Origin of the sequence: Comamonas nitrativorans, from assembly GCF_042654765.1 — a bacterium.
Lineage (GTDB): Bacteria > Pseudomonadota > Gammaproteobacteria > Burkholderiales > Burkholderiaceae_C > Comamonas > Comamonas nitrativorans.
In genome coordinates this window covers 154,741-173,195 of the sequence record NZ_JBHSEW010000005.1, presented here as the reverse complement: position 1 = coordinate 173,195, position 18,455 = coordinate 154,741, and the positions used below count along the sequence as shown (strand labels likewise).

12 protein-coding genes are annotated in these 18,455 nt (G+C 62.8%); 7 read left to right on the top strand and 5 right to left on the bottom strand.

The window, feature by feature from the left end:
• Nucleotides 1-190: 190 nt before the first annotated feature.
• The gene (gene lysM, locus ACFO3A_RS07320; protein WP_377725280.1) at nucleotides 191-673 is read left to right on the top strand and encodes a peptidoglycan-binding protein LysM; all 483 of its coding nucleotides are present in this window, start codon (nucleotides 191-193) and stop codon (nucleotides 671-673) included.
• Nucleotides 674-744: 71 nt separating this feature from the next.
• Here lysM and ACFO3A_RS07315 read toward each other — a convergent pair whose 3' ends face one another.
• Both ACFO3A_RS07315 and ACFO3A_RS07310 read right to left on the bottom strand, forming a co-directional pair.
• On the bottom strand, nucleotides 745-2,286 hold the full coding sequence (locus ACFO3A_RS07315) for an ATP-binding protein (protein WP_377725278.1): 1,542 nt from the start codon (nucleotides 2,284-2,286) through the stop codon (nucleotides 745-747).
• A 137-nt stretch (nucleotides 2,287-2,423) separates the two neighbouring features.
• Entirely contained in the window at nucleotides 2,424-3,272 is an 849-nt protein-coding gene (locus ACFO3A_RS07310) for a MurR/RpiR family transcriptional regulator (RefSeq protein WP_377725275.1), read from the bottom strand.
• Between the two features lie 235 nt (nucleotides 3,273-3,507).
• On the opposite strand from ACFO3A_RS07310, the gene ACFO3A_RS07305 reads away from it, so the two are divergent.
• The 4 genes from ACFO3A_RS07305 to ACFO3A_RS07290 all read left to right on the top strand — a co-directional run bounded on the left by ACFO3A_RS07305 (nucleotide 3,508) and on the right by ACFO3A_RS07290 (nucleotide 9,452).
• A complete protein-coding gene (locus ACFO3A_RS07305; RefSeq protein WP_377725272.1) occupies nucleotides 3,508-4,623 on the top strand; it encodes a type II asparaginase in 1,116 nt (371 codons plus the stop codon).
• 111 nt (nucleotides 4,624-4,734) lie between these two features.
• Complete coding sequence (locus ACFO3A_RS07300; RefSeq protein ID WP_377725270.1) at nucleotides 4,735-6,789, top strand: ATP-dependent helicase; 2,055 nt, start codon at nucleotides 4,735-4,737, stop codon at nucleotides 6,787-6,789.
• A 26-nt stretch (nucleotides 6,790-6,815) separates the two neighbouring features.
• Complete coding sequence (locus ACFO3A_RS07295; RefSeq protein WP_377725269.1) at nucleotides 6,816-7,997, top strand: phospholipase A; 1,182 nt, start codon at nucleotides 6,816-6,818, stop codon at nucleotides 7,995-7,997.
• 144 nt (nucleotides 7,998-8,141) lie between these two features.
• Complete coding sequence (locus tag ACFO3A_RS07290) at nucleotides 8,142-9,452, top strand: Glu/Leu/Phe/Val family dehydrogenase (protein ID WP_377725267.1); 1,311 nt, start codon at nucleotides 8,142-8,144, stop codon at nucleotides 9,450-9,452.
• A gap of 50 nt (nucleotides 9,453-9,502) precedes the next feature.
• Here ACFO3A_RS07290 and glmS read toward each other — a convergent pair whose 3' ends face one another.
• On the bottom strand, nucleotides 9,503-11,401 hold the full coding sequence (gene glmS, locus ACFO3A_RS07285; RefSeq protein ID WP_377725265.1) for a glutamine--fructose-6-phosphate transaminase (isomerizing): 1,899 nt from the start codon (nucleotides 11,399-11,401) through the stop codon (nucleotides 9,503-9,505).
• A gap of 141 nt (nucleotides 11,402-11,542) precedes the next feature.
• Between glmS and ACFO3A_RS07280 the strand changes: the two genes are divergently transcribed.
• Nucleotides 11,543-12,040 (top strand): Lrp/AsnC family transcriptional regulator, encoded by a 498-nt coding sequence (locus tag ACFO3A_RS07280; RefSeq protein ID WP_377725264.1) that lies wholly within the window; start codon nucleotides 11,543-11,545, stop codon nucleotides 12,038-12,040.
• Between the two features lie 7 nt (nucleotides 12,041-12,047).
• On the opposite strand, the gene ACFO3A_RS07275 is transcribed toward ACFO3A_RS07280, so the two are convergent.
• The gene (locus tag ACFO3A_RS07275; RefSeq protein WP_377725262.1) at nucleotides 12,048-13,040 is read right to left on the bottom strand and encodes a DMT family transporter; all 993 of its coding nucleotides are present in this window, start codon (nucleotides 13,038-13,040) and stop codon (nucleotides 12,048-12,050) included.
• Between the two features lie 70 nt (nucleotides 13,041-13,110).
• Between ACFO3A_RS07275 and ACFO3A_RS07270 the strand changes: the two genes are divergently transcribed.
• On the top strand, nucleotides 13,111-14,199 hold the full coding sequence (locus tag ACFO3A_RS07270) for a LysR family transcriptional regulator (RefSeq protein ID WP_377725260.1): 1,089 nt from the start codon (nucleotides 13,111-13,113) through the stop codon (nucleotides 14,197-14,199).
• 24 nt (nucleotides 14,200-14,223) lie between these two features.
• Here ACFO3A_RS07270 and ACFO3A_RS07265 read toward each other — a convergent pair whose 3' ends face one another.
• The gene (locus ACFO3A_RS07265) at nucleotides 14,224-18,444 is read right to left on the bottom strand and encodes a PilC/PilY family type IV pilus protein (RefSeq protein ID WP_377725258.1); all 4,221 of its coding nucleotides are present in this window, start codon (nucleotides 18,442-18,444) and stop codon (nucleotides 14,224-14,226) included.
• Nucleotides 18,445-18,455: the final 11 nt, after the last annotated feature.

Here is an 18,455-nt window from a genome sequence, read left to right as displayed (position 1 = left end):
CAGGGGCAGGAATCCAACAGCGGCCTCGCAAAACGTGTTGAATGCCAACGCGGCTGCCGACGCACCCGCCGCTGCGTGCGGGGCAGCGAATTGTCAAAAAACCTGCATTCGCGCTCAAGGAGCCGGCTTTTCCGGCGGGAAGCCGTTAAAGTGCAGAACGTTTTTTGCAACGCATAAGGAGTCTTCCCCCATGAGTCTGTTTAGTTTTATCAAAGAAGCTGGCGAAAAACTCTTTGGCGGCAAGGAAGCCCAGGCCGCCACACCGGCTGCGCCTTCGGCCGATGCCCTCAATGCCCAGGCGGCCAACGCCATCACCACCTACATCCAGGCGCAGAACCTGGGGCTGGAAGGCCTGCAGGTGGCCTTTGACGGCAGCCAGGGCAAGGTGACGGTGCAAGGCGCCGCGCCCACCCAGGCGGCCAAGGAAAAAGTCACCCTGTGCTGCGGCAACGTCGCCAGCGTGCAGAGCGTGGACAACCTGATGACCGTCACCAACCCCGAACCCGAGGCCCAGTACCACGACGTGGTGCGCGGCGACACCCTGAGCGCGATTGCCAAGAAGTACTACGGCAACGCCAACAAGTACCCGGTGATCTTCGAGGCGAACAAGCCCATGCTGACCCATCCGGACAAGATCTACCCCGGCCAGAAGCTGCGCATTCCGCCCCAGTAAGCCGGGCCATTGCACTTCAGGAAAGAACCAGCCCTTTGGGCTGGTTTTTTTTGGGTCTGGCGTTGGCAGCGCTACACCGTCAGCGTCTCGAACCCGACGATGTTGCGGCTCTCGCGGCTGAACTCCACGCCGATCAGGTGGACCGGCCCGTCGGCACGGTATTTGTCGGCATAGCCTTTGTCCTGCAACTGCTGCAAGGCTTTGCCTTCGGGCACCAGCTCGACCACCTTGAACTCGAACAGCCAGGTGTGTCCGTTCAGGCGCAGGGCCATGTCGATGCGGCCATGGTTGGTGGCGTCTTCCAGGGCCATCTCCACGCCCAACGAGGCAAAGTAGCTGTAGAACACGCTGGCCCAGTAGCCTTCGTATTGCGCAATGGGGTTGTTGCGGTGCCAGTCGTGCGGAATGCTGGCGATAAAGGCGTGCAGCACGTCGCGCAAAGCAGCCAAGTCATTCGCCAGCAGTGCGTCGTACACCGCCCCCATGGCACGCGGCCTGCCGCCAGAAAGCGCGGCCAGCAGGCTGGCGTTCAGGCTGGTTTTGACCTCCATGTTCGGGTAGCGCAGTTGCAGCTCCAGCCGCCCGGGCCAGTGCCGGGCTTTTTCGATGGTCAGGTAGCCGGCCTGGAACAGCAAGGCCTCAGCAGGGATGTTGTCCACGTCGAAGGTGGACAGCAGCGTTTCCGGGGCCACCAGATGCTCCAGATCAGGGGTGAACTGCTGGTGCTGGGTGAGCAATTTGATGAGGAAGGTGGGCGTGCCGGTTTCAAACCACCAGGGGAAGAACTGCCTGCGGTCAAACAGCAGCAGCAGATCGAAGGGGTTGTAGACCGATTCGCCCAGCCAGTTGTAGCCGTTGTACCAGTCGCGGATTTGCGCCCTGTCCAGCCCTTCCAGCTCCGGGGCGAACACGGTATCCACATCGGCATCGGTATAGCCACAGATGGCGCTGTAGCGGGCATCGAGGGTGATGTCCTGCAGATTGTTCAAACCAGAGAACAAACTGACCTTGCTGAATTTGGAAACGCCCGTAAGAAAGGTGAAACGGACATAAGGGTCACTGTCCTTGATGATGGAGTAGAAGTCCTTCAGCCCCTCGCGGATTTCCAGGGCCTTCTCCTTGTCCTCGATGCGGTCGAGGATGGGTTTGTCGTATTCATCGACCAGCACCACCACGCGCTGGCCGGTGACCTCAAACAGATGCTGGATCAGGCTGCGAAAACGCTCGGCAGCGCTGGAGTCCTGCGCCGTCAGTCCATGCTCTTGTTCAAAGCGGCGCAGGTGGGAATCCAGCCGCTCTTGCAATTCCTGAGCGCTATGGATGACTCCACCGCCAAAGCTGAAACGCAGCACGGGAAACTTCACCGACCAGTCCCAGTGCTTTTCCGCATACAGCCCCTTGAACAGTGCCTCGTTGCCCTCGAACAGCTCTTTCAAGGTATCCAGAAACAGGCTCTTGCCAAAGCGCCGGGGCCGCGAGAGGAAGAAGTATTTGCCCTGGCCAATCAACTGCAGCGCGATGGGCGTTTTGTCTACGTAGTAGTAGCCATCCTCGCGGATTTCGCGCAGGGTCTGGATGCCGATGGGGAGTTTCTTGCGGGTCATGGGCGGCATTGTAGGAAACCCGCCTTATTCATTGAAATCGTAGCTTTTACCGCATATAAATAAACGGTTTCAGGTATTTTTCATTCTGAAACCCTTTATTGATCAGCGGAAGCAGCTCATAAAATTCATTGCCATACAGCGCCTGTTCACTGCTCGTAGCGCTTGCTGCGCAAGAGCTGCTTGATGACTTGCGAGTGCTGCTGCACGCTGGGGCCGATCTGCAGGGCCACGCAGGTGGCCAGCACGTCGATGATGAGCAGGTGCAGCAGGCGCGACACCATGGGGCTGTAGAGGTCGTAGCCCTCCGGGTGGTCGGCGGCCAGGTGGATGGTGCAGGCCCGGGCCAGCGGGGAGTTGCTGGCCGTAATCGCAATGGTGGTGGCCCCGGCCTGGGACGCCAGTTCGGCGGCAGCGATCAGGTCGCGCGTGAGGCCGGAGTTGGAAATGATCACCGCGCAATCGCCCCGGCGCAACAGGGCGGCGTTCATCAGCTGCACGTGGCCGTCGCTGCAGCTCATGCTGGTCAGGCCCAGGCGGAAGAATTTGTGCTGCGCATCGTCGGCCACGATGCCGGAATTGCCCGCGCCGAAGAACACCACGCGCTGGTGCTGGCGCCAGGTTTGCAGAATGGCCTGCGCCGCCGCCTCCAGCGCCTTGGGCGCAGCAGCGTTGCGGTATTCGAGGAAGGCAGCGACGGAGTTGTCCACCACCTTGACCAGCACGTCGGCGGGTTTGTCGTCCACGTCCACGCTGCGGTGGATGAAGGGCACGCCTTCGCTGACGCTGCCGACCAGCTTGAGCTTGAAATCCGCCAGCCCGTCGTAGCCCATGCTGCGGCAGAAGCGCACCACGGTGGGTTTGCTCACCTGGGCCTGTTCGGCCAGGGTGCGCACCGGCAGGCGGGCAAAGGCCGACGGGTCGTGCAGCACCAGACGGGCCACGCGCTGTTCCGCCGGGGCCAGAGAGGGGAGAGAGGCAGCAATACGCTCAAGCATGGGGCAACCAAAGAATCATCGGCAGGGCAGCCGCAATCAGGAAATGGCCGCCATTGTGCGGCCAAGCAGCAGCAAACCGGGCCAAACGGCGGCAATTCCGGCCCCACCGGGCCGCGAATCCCGCGAATCGCCTCTCCACACCGTGCGCGGGTTTGTCCTAGTGAACGAGAAGCAATCCTTCAGGCATCTTCCGCCCCCTTGGTCCACAAGATCGCTTTTTTTGTAAGGAATACCCATGACCTTCCCCCGTTTTCAAAAATCCCTGCTGGCCGCCGCCGTGGCCCTGGCCGGTTTTACCGCTGCCCCGGCGGCCCTGTGGGCGCAAACCGCAGCGCCTGCCGCTGCTGCGGCAGCACAGACGGCCAAGCCCCATGTGGTGGTGCTGGCCACCGGCGGCACGATTGCCGGTGCCGGCGCATCGGCGGCCAACAGCGCGACGTACACCGCCGCCAAGGTGCCGGTGGACAAGCTGCTGGCCGGGCTGCCCGAGCTGGCCAACGTGGCCAACGTGACGGGCGAGCAGGTGTTCCAGATCGCCTCCGAAAGCTTTACCAACGACAACCTGCTGACGCTGGCCAAGCGCGTTTCGGCCCTGGCCAAGCAGCCCGACGTGGACGGCATCGTGATCACCCACGGCACCGATACGCTGGCGGAGACGGGCTATTTCCTGAGCCTGACGGTGCATACCGACAAGCCGATCGCCATGGTCGGCTCCATGCGTCCGGGCACGGCACTGTCGGCCGACGGGGCGCTGAACCTGCTCAATGCCGTGAGCGTGGCCGCCTCCAAGGATGCCCAGGGCAAGGGGGTGCTGGTCACCATGAACGACCAGATTCAAAGCGCCCGCGACACGAACAAAGACGTGAACATCGAAACCCGCGCCTTCCAGAGCCAGTGGGGTTCGCTGGGCATGGTGGTGGAAGGACGCAACTACTGGTTCCGCGCCCCGGTGAAGCGCCACACCACCGGTTCGGAATTCAATATCGACAACATCGCCAGCCTGCCGCAGGTGGACATCGTCTACGCCCACGGCAATGTGCAGCCCACCGCCGTGCAGGCGCTGGTCGCCAGCGGGGCCAAGGCCATCATTCACGCGGGCACGGGCAATGGCTCGGTGGCCGACCGCATGGTCAAGCCCCTGCAGGATGCGCAGGCCAAGGGGGTGACCATCGTGCGCTCCTCGCGCGTGCCCTATGGCTTTGTGCTGCGCAATGCCGAGCAGCCCGATGACAAGTACGACTGGGTCGTGGCCCACGACATGCGCCCGGAAAAAGCCCGCATCCTGACCATGCTGGCCCTGGCCCAGGGCGCGGACACCAAGACGCTGCAACGCATGTTCTGGGAGTATTGAACCCGCGCCGCGCCGCCAGCGCGACAGCCACAGAAGCGCCCCGGCCCGGGGCGCTTTTTCGTTTTCGCTACCATGCGCGGTTTGGTCTTGCTTACGCCCCCCACACTCCCCATGTCTGGTCTGAACCGCGCCCAACTCCAAGCCGTGCATTTCATCGATGGCCCCTGCCTGGTGCTGGCCGGGGCCGGCTCGGGCAAGACACGGGTGATCACGCACAAGATCGCCCACCTGATCGACACCGGCCTGGCCCCCCGGCGCATTGCCGCCATCACCTTCACCAACAAGGCCGCTGCCGAGATGCGCGAACGCGCCAGCGGGCTGATCGGGCGGCGGGCCAAGGAGGTGCTGGTCTGCACCTTCCACGCCCTGGGCGTGCGCATGGTGCGCGAAGACGGCCATGCGCTGGGGCTGAAGCCCAACTTCAGCATCCTGGACGCCGACGATGTGACCAGCATCCTGAAGGACTGCGCGGGCGGCACCACCGACGCAGCCACGGCCCGGCAGTGGCAATGGGGCATCAGCGCCTGGAAGAACCAGGGGCTGAACGCCCGCCAGGCGCTGGCCCTGGCCAAGGACGACCATGCCCGCAGTCTGGCCATCATCATGCAGCGCTACGAAGAGCGGCTGACCGCCTACCAGAGCGTCGATTTCGACGACCTGATCGGTATGCCCATGCGCCTGTTGAAAAACCACCCCGAGGTGCGCGAGAAGTGGCAGAAGCTGCTGGGCCACGTGCTGGTGGACGAATACCAGGACACCAACGCCACGCAGTACGCCCTGCTCAAGCTGCTGGTGGGCGAGGCCGCCCGCTTCACCGCCGTGGGCGACGACGACCAGAGCATCTACGGCTGGCGCGGCGCCACGCTGGACAACCTGAAACGGCTGCCGCAGGACTACCCGCAACTGCAAGTCATCAAGCTGGAGCAGAACTACCGCTCCACCAGCGCCATCCTGCGGGCGGCCAACCACGTCATCGGCCCCAACCCCAAGCTGTTTCCCAAAACCCTTTTTAGCGAGCTGGGCGAGGGCGAACCCGTGCGCGTGCAGGCCTGCGACAACGAGGAACACGAGGCCGAACGCGCCGTGGCCCGCATCCTGACCCTGCGCTCGGCCAGCAACCCGCCGTCGGCGTGGAAGGACTTCGCCATCCTCTACCGCGCCAACCACCAGGCCAAGCCGTTCGAGAAGGCGCTGCGCAAGGCCAATATTCCGTACAAGGTTTCGGGCGGCACCAGCTTTTTCGACCGGGCGGAAATCAAGGATTTGTGCGCCTGGTTCCGCCTGTGGAGCAACAACGACGACGACCCCGCCTTCCTGCGCTCCATCACCACGCCGCGCCGGGGCATCGGCCACACCACCCTGGGCAAGCTGGGCGAGTTTGCCGCACTGCACAAGGTGAGCATGTTCGGCGCCCTGTTCAGCCCCATGTTGCCTGCACTGCTGCCCAAAAAAGCGCTGGATGGCCTGATGGAATTTGGCCGCAGCATGAACGACCTGGAATACCGCGCCCGCCACTGCCTGGGCCACGAGGCCAGCCGCCGCTTTCTGATGGACTGGCTGACCGACATCGGCTACGAGCAATACCTGTACGACAGCGAGGACAGCGAAAGCGTCGCCGCCGCCCGCTGGAGCAACGTGCTGGAGTTCTGCGACTGGATGGCGCAACGCGCCGGCGGCCAGATCGAGGATGCGGCGGGCACCACCACGCAGACCGAAATCAAAAGCCTGCTGGAAGTGGCGCAGAACATCGCCCTGCTCTCGACCATCTCCGAACGCGAAAGCGAGCAGGACCAGGTCGTGCTGTCCACCCTGCACGCCAGCAAGGGGCTGGAATGGCCGCACGTACAACTGGTGGGCGTGACCGAAGGGATGCTGCCCTTCAAGCTGGACGACGACGAGGGCCGCCAGGAAAAAATCACCGACGACACCGCCGCCCGCCTGCAGGAAGAGCGCCGCCTGATGTACGTCGGCATCACCCGCGCCCAGCGCACCCTGGTGGTGAGCTGGACCAAGCGCCGCAAAAAGGGCCGCGACACCGTACCCTGCCAGCCCAGCCGCTTCATTGCCGAAATGCAGCTCGATGCCCGCACCGCCACCGAAAACCCGCGCGACAAACTGCGCCAGCTGCGGGCCGAATTTGCCGCCCGCCAGACCGACCCGTCCTGACCCCTGCGCACCTGGACCCCATTCTTATGACTGCCTGCCGCTTGCTTCTTCACACCCTGGCGTGGGCCGCCGGCCTGACCGCCCTGCCCCATGCCCAGGCCGCCGCCGTGACCCCGCCGCCGCCCCTGGAGCCGGACACCTGGCGCCTGTGCGCCGCCACCACCGACAACCAGGCCCGCCTGGCCTGCTTCGACGAATGGGCGCAGCAGCAGCAACCGCTGACGCCCCCGCCCGCCACCCAGTGGAGCCGGCCCGATGCCACGGCACAGGCGGCCAGTGCGAATGCCGATACCGATGCTGCCGACATGGCCGCCGCCCCGGCACTGGCCCTGCCGGCCACGCCCACCAACGGCGGCTGCCGCGATGCCCGGTACAGCGAAATCTCCCGCTACTTCGAGCTGGAACCCGGCTCGGACTGCGGCACCTTCAACCTGCGCGGCTACCGGCCCCTGACCGTCTCCGTGGTACAGGGCAGCCGCGTCGACGGGCAGCCGGTTTCGCCCAGCCGGGGCGCGGCGACGGCGCGGGACTACCAGCGCCACGAAATGCGCATCCAGGTCTCGGCCCGCACCAAGATCGCCCAGGGCCTGCTCACCGGCCCGCGCTCCAGCGGCAAGGATTCGCTGTGGTTCGGCTACACCCAGCAGTCGTACTGGCAGTTGTTCAACGGGGGGCTGTCGCGGCCCTTCCGCTCCACCGACCATGAGCCTGAGGTGTTCTACGTCTACCCCACCGACGCTCCCCTGCCCGGAGGCGGGCGCTGGCGCTACAGCGGCATCGGCCTGGTGCATCAGTCCAACGGCGAGAGCAATCCCCTGTCGCGCAGCTGGAACCGCTGGTACCTGATGACCGGCGCCGAGTGGCGCAGCGGCTGGCAGCTGCACCTGAAAGCCTGGAAGCGCGTGGCCGAAAAGGCCGAGAACGACGACAACCCCCACATCCAGGACTTCGTGGGCCGGGGCGAGGCCCGGCTGTTCTGGAACGTCAATGACCGCCACACCCTGGGCCTGACCGTGCGCGGCACCCCGGGCCGGGGCCGGGGATCGGGCCGCCTGGAATGGCTGCACCCCCTGGGCGAAGGCTGGAACGGCCACAAGAGCAACCTGCGCCTGCACGTCCAACTGTTCAGCGGCTACGGCGACAGCCTGCTGGACTACAACTACAAGCGCACGGTACTGAGCGTCGGCCTGAGCCTGCTCGATTTCTAGCCCCCGCCTGCAGCGGCGCGAAATTGACAGATATGTGCCAGCCGCATAACCCTGAAACACACCGGCCTTGGACAGCGTGCGAGCGCAGGCATAAGCTCTCCGGCCTGTTCAATGCCTGAACTGACTTCCTACAAGGAACCCTCCATGTCTTCACACGCTTCCACGCCCGCCGCAGGCTCCGCGCACACCCTGCCGTCGTACCTGCAGGCCGACAACCTCGGCCCCTGGGGCATCTACCTGCAACAGGTCGATCGCGTCACGCCCTATCTGGGGCACCTGGCCCGTTGGGTCGAGACACTCAAACGCCCCAAGCGGGCGCTGATCGTGGACGTACCGATCGAACTGGACAACGGCACCATCGCCCACTTCGAGGGCTACCGCGTGCAGCACAACACCTCGCGCGGGCCGGGCAAGGGTGGCGTGCGCTTCCATCAGGACGTGACGCTGTCGGAAGTGATGGCCCTGTCGGCCTGGATGAGCATCAAGAACGCCGCCGTCAACGTACCCTACGGCGGCGCCAAGGGCGGCATCCGCGTGGACCCCAAGACGCTCTCGATGGGTGAGCTGGAACGCCTGACGCGCCGCTACACCAGCGAAATCGGCATCATCATCGGCCCCACCAAGGACATCCCCGCGCCCGACGTGAACACCAACGGCCAGATCATGGCCTGGATGATGGACACATATTCGATGAACGTGGGCGCCACCGCCACCGGCGTGGTCACGGGCAAGCCCGTGGACCTGGGCGGCTCGCTGGGCCGCGTGGAAGCCACGGGGCGCGGCGTGTTCACCGTGGGCGTGGAAGCGGCCAAGCTGACCGGCCTGGCCATTGAGGGCGCACGCGTCGCCGTCCAGGGCTTTGGCAACGTGGGCGGCACGGCGGGCAAGCTGTTCGCCGAGGCGGGCGCCAAGGTGGTAGCCGTGCAGGACCACACCGGCACCATCTACAACGGCAAGGGCCTGGACGTGCCCGCCCTGCTGGCCCACGTGAAGGCGAACGGCGGCGTGGGCGGCTTTGCCGGCGCCGACAGCATGAACCCCGGCGAGTTCTGGGGCGTGGACTGCGAAATCCTGATCCCCGCCGCGCTCGAAGGCCAGATCACCAAGGACAACGCGGGCCAGATCAAGGCCAAGCTCGTCATCGAAGGCGCCAACGGCCCCACCACCCCCGAGGCCGACGACATCCTGCACGACAAGGGCGTGCTGGTGCTGCCCGACGTGATCGCCAACGCGGGCGGCGTGACGGTGAGCTACTTCGAGTGGGTGCAGGACTTCTCCAGCTTCTTCTGGAGCGAGGACGAGATCAACGCCCGCCTGGTGCGCATCATGCAGGAGGCCTTTGCGGGCGTCTGGCAAGTGGCCCAGGAACACAAGGTGAGCCTGCGCACCGCCACCTTCATCGTGGCCTGCCAGCGCATCCTGCATGCCCGTGAAATGCGCGGACTGTATCCATAAGCCTCCAAACCGCGCCATTCGGGCGCTACGCGCCCCAAGCGCGTGCCGGTCTACTCGACCGTCACACTCTTAGCCAGGTTTCTGGGTTTGTCCACATCCGTCCCGCGTGCCACGGCGGTGTGGTAGGCCAGCAGTTGCAGCGGCACGACGTGCAGGATGGGCGACAGCGCCCCGTAATGCTCCGGCATCCGAATGACGTGCAGGCCCTCGGCGCTTTCGATGTGCGTGTCGGCATCGGCCAGCACGTACAGCACGCCGCCGCGTGCCCGCACTTCCTGCATGTTGCTTTTGAGCTTTTCCAGCAGTTCGTCGTTGGGCGCCACGGTGACGACCGGCATGGCGGCATCGACCAGGGCCAGCGGGCCGTGCTTCAGCTCCCCGGCAGGATAGGCTTCGGCGTGGATGTAGCTGATTTCCTTGAGCTTCAAGGCCCCTTCCAGCGCAATCGGGTAGTGGCGGCCCCTGCCCAGGAACAGGGCGTTCTGGCGCTTGGCAAAGTCTTCGGCCCAGCTGACGATTTGCGGCTCCAGCGCCAGCACGGCCTGCAAGGCCATGGGCAGGTGGCGCATGGCGGTCAGGTACTCCTGCTCCTGCGCCTCGGTCAAACGCCCTTTGCTTTGCGCCAGCGCCAGGGTCAGCAGGAACAGGCCGGCCAGCTGCGTGGTGAAGGCCTTGGTGCTGGCCACGCCGATTTCCACCCCGGCGCGGGTGATGTAGCGCAGCTTGCACTCGCGCACCATGGCGCTGGTGGCGACGTTGCAGATGGTCAGCGTCTGCTCCAGCCCCAGGCTTTGCGCGTGGCGCAGCGCCGCCAGGGTGTCCGCCGTTTCGCCCGACTGGCTGATGGTGACGACCAGGGTGCGCGGCTCGGGCACGCTGGTGCGGTAGCGGTATTCGCTGGCCACTTCCACGCTGCAGGGGATGCCGGCGATGGCCTCCAGCCAGTATTTGGCGGTGCAGCCGCTGTAGTAGCTGGTGCCGCAGGCCAGGATCAGCACGCGGTCGATGTCCTTGAACACCCGCCAGGCGGCGTGACCGTCCGCGCCGTCGAACAGCTCGGGCACGATGGCGCTGATACCGTCCAGCGTGTGGGCGATGGCGTCGGGCTGCTCGAAGATTTCCTTCTGCATGTAGTGGCGGTACGGCCCCAGTTCCACCGCGCCGCTGAAAGCCTGCACGGTTTTCACCGGGCGCTGCTCGGGCAGCAGGACGTAGCCGGTTTTGTCAGCCAGCCAGTAGCGGCCCGGTTGCAGATCGACCAGATCGCCTTCTTCCAGATAGACGATCTGGTCGGTGACGCCGGCAATCGCCATCGGGTCGCTGGCCAGGAAGAACTCGCTCAAATCCCGGCCCACGCCCAGCACCAGGGGCGAACCGGCGCGGGCGCCGACCACGCGGTGCGGCTCGTCCTTGTGCAGCACGGCAATGGCATACGCGCCACGCAGCTCGGCGCGGGCGGCTTTCACGGCCTCGAACAGGTCGCCGTTGTACAGGCTGTCGACCAGATGACCGATGACTTCGGTATCCGTCTGGCTGGCAAACACATAGCCCTTGGCCTGCAACTGGCGGCGCAGTTCCTCGTAGTTTTCAATGATGCCGTTGTGTACCAGGGCAACGCGGGGGGGCACGCCGCTGCTGGCATCCAGGCCGGGGCCGTAGCTGAAATGCGGATGGGCGTTGGCCACGGCCGGCGCCCCGTGCGTGGCCCAGCGGGTGTGGGCGATGCCGGTCAGGCCCTGCAAATCGTCCTGCCGCACCTGCTCCAGCAGCTCGGCCACCCGCGCCGTGCTGCGGGCGCGGTGCAGGCCCTGGCTGATGGGCGAGCCGGTGACCATGCGATGCACGGCCACGCCGCAGGAGTCATAACCCCGGTATTCCAGGCGCTGCAAGCCCTGCACCAGCAGGGGCACGATATTGCGATTCGAGACGGACGCGACGATGCCACACATAAAAAACAATCCCTTCAAGCACGATAGGCAGATGCCGCCATCCTAGAAGCAGTGAAAAGAAATAATTTTTCTTATTTCATAAAATTATGAAATTTATCAATACACGTAATAGTATTTGAAAAATTATTTCATAATTAAACGATGAATGAAATCAAAATCATCGATCTTGACCCCGTCGATTTGCAATTGCTAACACTGCTGCAAACCGACGCCAGCCGCAGCAACCAGGACGTGGCCGCCGCCCTGGGCATCTCCGCCCCCACCTGCCTGCGCCGCACGCGGCGGCTGGTGCAACTGGGGGTGATCGAAAAGCAGGTTGCCATCGTCCAGCCGCAGACGCTGCCCGGCTACGGGCCGGGCCTGCAGGTGCTGGTGGAAGTGACGCTGGAGCGCCAGTACACCGAAGCGCTGGACGCCTTCGAGGCGCTGGCCTGCGCCCACCCGGCCGTGCAGCAGTGCTGGCGCGTCAGCCCCGGGCCGGACTTCATGCTGGTGCTGGCCTGCCGGGACATGCCCGATTACCTGCGCGTCAGCCAGGAACTGTTCACCCAGCCCGCCAACGTGCGCAACGCCAAGGCGTTTTTCGCCACCAAACGCGCCAAGTTCGGCACGCAGTGGCCGCTGCACCCGGCGGGGTAAGCCGAACTCAGCGGCAGGCTGTAGAAGCAGGCGGCGCAGACGCCGCCTGCGGTGCCGCCGGGTCGCATGGACGGCGCTGCTGGCCCTTGGTCATGCCGATCAGCAGCACGCCCGACAGCACCAGCGCTGCGCCGCCCAACTGCCACCAGGACAAGCCCTCGTCCAGCAGCCAGGCGCTGAAGAAAATCGTCATCACCGGCCCCAGCGAACCGACCAGCGCCGTGCGCCCCGCGCCGATATGGCGGATGGCCGCCGAGGTCATCAGCACCGGCAGCACCGTGGAGAACACCGCCATGCCCAGCGCATGGCCGTACACCGGCAGCGGCTGCTGCAAGGCCGCCAGCGGCTGGGTGGCGGCAAAGTGCAACAGGGTGGCAAAGGTGGACACCAGCAGCGCCAGGGCGCTGAAACGCATGGCCCCCAGCCGGGCAATCGCCGGTTCGCTGCCCGCCTGATAAAAAGCGTAAGACAGGGCCGAGCCCAGCACCAGCGCTGCGCCCAGCAGCACGGTGCGCATGTCGGCAGCCAGATGCAGGTCGTGGGCAAAGGCCAGCCCGATTCCGGCATACGACAGCAGCAGCGCCGCGCCCTCCTGCCAGCGCAGGCGCTTGCCCAGGAACAGCACGCCGATCAGGATGGTCAGCGTCGGGTAGGTGAACAGAATCAGCCGCTCCAGACTGGCGCTGATGTATTGCAGGCCCAAAAAGTCCAGAATGCTTGCGCCGTAATAGCCCAGCAGCCCCAGCGCCAGCACCCACAGCAGGGTGCGACGGTTCAGCTCCGCGCCGCCCGCAGCCCGGTGCGCACGCCAGCCCATCCAGGCAAAAAACGGCAGCGAAAACGCCATGCGCAACGCCAGCAGCGTCACCGCATCCACGGCCACCGGCTGAGGCGCGGCATAGGCCAGCTTGACAAAAATCGCTTTGAACGAAAAACCCAGCGCCGCCAGCACGGCAAGCGCCAGCCCGAGGCGTTCGGCAGACCAATGTTTCCAAGGCATACGAAAAAATGCAAAAACAATCCGGAAAACATCCGCCTGCAAACCGGCGGATATACGATGGAAACGAATGGTGCCCGCCCGCCACCCACCGCACAATTGCGAATCGCCCAGCACAGGATTCGTCAACACCGAACGATCAAAAACCGCCATGCACTACGACCTGACCGACCTGCGCCTGTTCGTCGCCATTGCCGAAGAAGGCAACCTCACGCGCGGCGCAGCGCGGGCGTTTCTGGCCCCGTCCTCGGCCAGCCACCGCCTGCAGCGGCTGGAAGCGGCGCTGGGCGCCCAGCTGTTCGAACGCCGGGCCCGGGGCGTGGCCCTGACCCGCGCCGGTGAAACCCTGCTGTGCAACGCCCGCCAGGTGCTGGCCGCGCTGGAGCAGATGCACGCCAACCTCTCGCCCTTTGCCAGCGGCATTCGCGGCCACGTCAGCCTGTGGGCCAACACCCACGCCACGCATACCTTTCTGCCGGACGATCTGGCCAGCTTTTTGCGCCAGCACCCCCAGGTCAGCGTGACGCTGGAAGAGCGCACCAGCGGCGACATCGCCCTGGCCGTGGCCCACGGCGAAATCGAACTGGGCGTGCTGGCCGACAGCAGCACGATCGACGCCAGCAGCGTCGATCTGCTGTCGTACCGACGCGACCGGCTGGTGCTCATCACCCCCCAGGGCCACGCCCTGGCCGGGCACGGCCCGCTGCGCTTTGCCCAGGTGCTGGAACACCCCTTCGTCATGCTGCATACCGGCTCGGCCATCCACACCTTCACCATGAACGCCGCCGCCGCACTGGGCCAACATCTGGACGTGCGCATCCAGGTGCGCAGCTTCGAGGCCGTCTGCCGCATGGTCAGCGCCGGCGTAGGCATCGGCATGGTGCCGCGCAGCGCCCTGCCTGCCACCAGCGTGCGCGAGCAACTGGCCGTGCTGGCGTTGCAAGAGCCCTGGGCGCAGCGCGACCTGCATATCTGTACGCGCAAAGGCCACCAGCTTGGCGGGTTTGCCGCCACGCTGGTGGCCCACCTGCGTGCCTGTGCGCAGACACAAGGGGCAGCCCGGAATGAGCAACCTCACCGCGCTCAAGAAAAAACAGCGCCGTTGCGGGGCTCCCACTTGCGTGGGAATGACGGCGGAGGAATAACCGTACGAAAAAAATAATTATTTTTAGCCATTCACCCTTACTCAATCGACCGTAAAAGTTTCTCGCCAGTTGAGTATCTGTAGCGCCGTTCCGCCCCCCGAAACGATATCAGGAAGAGCAACCGGAGCGCCATCATTGTTGGGATCGCGGCCAGCGGCATTCACACTCAGTTTTCCATCTTTGTTCACCAGTTGAACACTGATCAAACTGTAGCCGTACTCCAGAAAACTCTCGCCGCTTGACCATGCAGTCCGCCCACTCCCGAACTGCACGGCATACAAGCGACTACGGCCACTGGGATTGCAGGCATCGCCGCTGGTCAGCGTGCTGATAAAGGCCACGACGCCATTGGCCGCATCCATCTCATCGACCATGCGCCAACCAATCCCGGTGGCATTGTCTTTGCCCAGATCGTGGTACCAGCCCTTTACGTCCAGCGCTGTCTCCCCCGTCCCCAGCGTATAGCCCTGGGTCAGATCGGTCACGGCCTTGAGAGCGCTGCGCGTCACTGGCGTGTCATGCGCAGCAAAATGTGCGATACCGCCATCCTTGATGGCAAAGAACGATTGCACCTGGGTGGATGCAATATCCACCGTATCCAGCAATTGCCCGGTTCCCACCATCACATAGCGCACCCGCGTTGCAGGATCGATCACGACCAGGGGAGGAGTGGTAATGGGCAAGGCATTACCGGCTGCATTGTTTAACTGGGCAATTTTCTTGCCCGCGGGATAAGCAGCAGCGCTATCCTTCTGCGTCAAATCAAAACGCCATAGCTGTCCGTTCAAATCACCGGCATAGACAGCGCTGACCGTGCCATCGCCCACATCTGCGCCATATGCCGAAGCATGGGTCAAACCAGGGGCTGCCGCGCTGGTAGCGATCTTTTCAATCAACGCTCCGGTTTTTGGATTGATCAGAAATATCAGCCCCGCAGTCGAACTGCTGCCATAACCCGAGGTCAGGATAATTACCCAACCATATTTGGCGGTTTTCACTGCCCAGGGTCGCCCAAAGCTATACCCCATTTCAGACAGATCGGTTTCCCACAGTACCTTGCCTGCGACGGCGGCCTCTGTCGTCATGGCTGACGGGTCGGTCACATCCAGTGCGTAATAGCTTTTACCACCTTTACCCAAGCCGCCAATCAACACGGAGCGCCAATCCGGATCTGCACCTTCCGCGCTGCCTTGTATTTTGCTGAAATCCACATCGACCACCACGGGGGCTGCATCCACCATATAGCGGTGTTCGTAATTGGGATTGCCATAATTGGCCAGCAGGCTATCGGACAAGCCGCCTGCCGCCTTGAACATATCCCCCGGTACATAGGCAAAAATCTCTTGGCCATCCGCCCCGTTGAAAGCATGGAGCATCCCGTCATTGGCACCGGCATATACCACGGTAGCGCGGGCCTTGTAGGTATTCTTGAATGCCCCGTAGCCAGGGTTGCGGGCTGTAATCAAAGGAGCGCTGGGCGGGCCAACTGCCGTCAGCTTGGCATTGACAATATCGCCCAGCAAAGTATCGCGGGCACGATATCGATGCAGGCTGTCCGCTGCGGTCGAATTGTATTCATCCTTGCGACTGCCACGCAGATAGTTCAAATACACTGCACCATCATCCTCCGCCACATAACTGGTATTCAAACTGCTTTTTTGTGTGGCACTGAGCTGGTCATAACGGAAAGGCACCCCCTTGGTATCGCTCCCGCCCCAGGTCACGATACGCCGCTGGGTATTCCAGCCCGCGCCGCTATCCGCCGCCACCTGCTGGGCCAGGGTGGTGTCGGTTCGCCACACCTCCGTGACGGTCGGATTGCCTGTGGCCGGGTAGCTAATCGTGCGCCCCAGAACAGTCCCCGACCAATTATTGGAGTCGTATTGCGAAGCATAGGCCATATCCCCGGACGTAATATTTGGACTGGTATACGCCAGAGCAGTCGTATAGGATTTCACCGCCGCTGCAATGCTCTGAAATGCCTCGCGCAGCCCTGCCACCATGTCATCGGGCTGGCCTGCCGTAAAATAATTGTTCGGTTTATCTTGGCCACCAATTTTCTTTCCATTGGTACTCCACCAGTCCAGGGGAATTTCTCCATCGAACGTATAAGGATCAAACCCTGTCGGCAGTTTACTGCGATCCAGCCCCCCAAATTTTCCCGTCAGATAAAACTTGTTGTTGGTCACAAAGCCATTTTCCAGCACGTCCACCCAATAAGTCTGCACGGTTTGCTTGCCAATCGAGTTCGGTGTGTTGGCATTGTCCGGGCGAATATCACGAGTATTGGCTTCAAACGCTAACCCGGCCATATAGTCGTTGGACATATTCGAGCCGGTGCTGGCATTTGCCTTATTGCTTCCCATGCCTTGGAGCTTTTTCAGATTGTTGGTGGATCGGAAGGCATCGAAGAACGTGGCATCCGCACCAAAGTCCGGAGTGCTCGGTGTGCCGTCCGGGTCGGTCGTACCCGGCACGTTTTTATCGCTGTGGGTGTTGATATCGCCAATACCCAATACAAAATTGCGCTGACAGGAATAAAGAATCGGATCCTGGGCTGTCCAGTCCCGGACGATGGGAAAACCGTCCAGCCATTTCTTTTTGTCGGCGGTGGAAGTACCGTCGGCAATATTGCTCCAAGCATCGATATTGTCCAGCCCCCGGAAGTAACGCAAGGTGGCATAGTACAACTCATTGACGGGGTCGTTGCTTTTGTAATTGCCATCGATGATTTGGCCGAATCCATTCAGATAGCCAATCACCCCGCTGTCCTGCACCCGGTCATTGCCGGTCAACCCCGCCCAGGTATTCGTACTGGTGGCATCGGCGGAATCGGGATTCCTGACAAACGTTCCATCCGTTGCACTCCATTCTTTCAGCGTATTGGCAACGGGGTTTTGTCCAGGCTCGGGTTTGGTCGGCCCGACAAACTTCTGACGAGCCCGCAATACACCGCCATCGCGGCCATTGCCGTCCTGGTTCATATAGCCAAAAGCCGAGAAGCGCATCCGCTGTGCATATTCCTGCACCAACCCTTCTGGCTTCCAATTGCTGCCATATTGAACGCAATTTGCTTCTACCCCGCCTGCGGCGGCTGAGGGGTCGCAGACTTTGACACGCACCACAGCGTCATAAATGCTTTGCAGAGTGCTGCCACCGTTGTAGTTCGCTTCGGTATAGCTGATGCTGCCATAGGAGAAATCCTGCCAATCATTCCAATGGCTGGCTGTGCCGGTATTGCAGCTATTGGCACTGGTGTTCTTGCACCGGCGCCATTGCAGGTAGAGGGAAGCGCCACCACCGGTATCGACGTGTTCGATTTTGAAATTCACCGTACCGGACTTGGGCCCGACACGATTGGAGGTAGTCCAATTACCGCTGTCGATGCCCTTCCAACCGACAGCTTTGATGACTTCATCACCGCCGACATACAGGGTGGCATTATCGTCCTGAACCATCCGGAACTGGTAATAACTGTCATTTGGAGCAGTGAAGCTACCTGTCCAGCGCGAGGAAAAATCGTTGCTTACGCCTGCACCTGGCGAGCCAGGCCACGATATTTTGATAACAGGCTGGCGCTCGGTATAAACCGGCGTACCGTTAAAGTTACCACTGGTGTTGTTGAAGTATTCGACCTGGAAGCCGACGATGGGCCAGAAGCGCATTTTGTAGCCCCGTCCGTTCACGGAAATACGCATCCCGCCGTCTGCATCGCTCGAACTAAATGGCGTGGCCCCTGCGATCAAGCCGGCAGGCAGGGTGCGGTCTGGAAACAAGTTGCCCTGGCCCGAGTGACGGCCTTTTTCCAGAATGGTTTCGGTGGCTGTATCGACCACGCGGCGGCCCCCGGTCATGGCCCAGCGAAACGGGTCAATGGCAGCGTGGGTGGCCCAGTTCAGAAAATTCCCACTCCATTTACCAGTGCACGTATGGTTGTTGGCCAAGCCCGCAGGGGCAAAGTAGCTGGTCTCCGGACTACTGGTATTGGCTTGGTAGGTGTAGCACTTCTTGGGGTCAAAGTGGCCTAGAAATTCTTTGTCGGGAGTGTAAACATCGGTATGGGCTACGCGAGTGACCGTGGGATATTCCACAGACAGCGCCAATGCCAGATTACCCGCCACCTGAGAAGAGGCAAACACCGGCTGATCGGCCAATGAGACCGTTTGTGCAGCTGCCCCCAATGCTGTACCTGCCAGCCATACCGTCAGCGTATGGCGTGCAAAGGCCGCTAACATAGAAAACATTTTGTATTTTCCCAACATAATGAAATCTC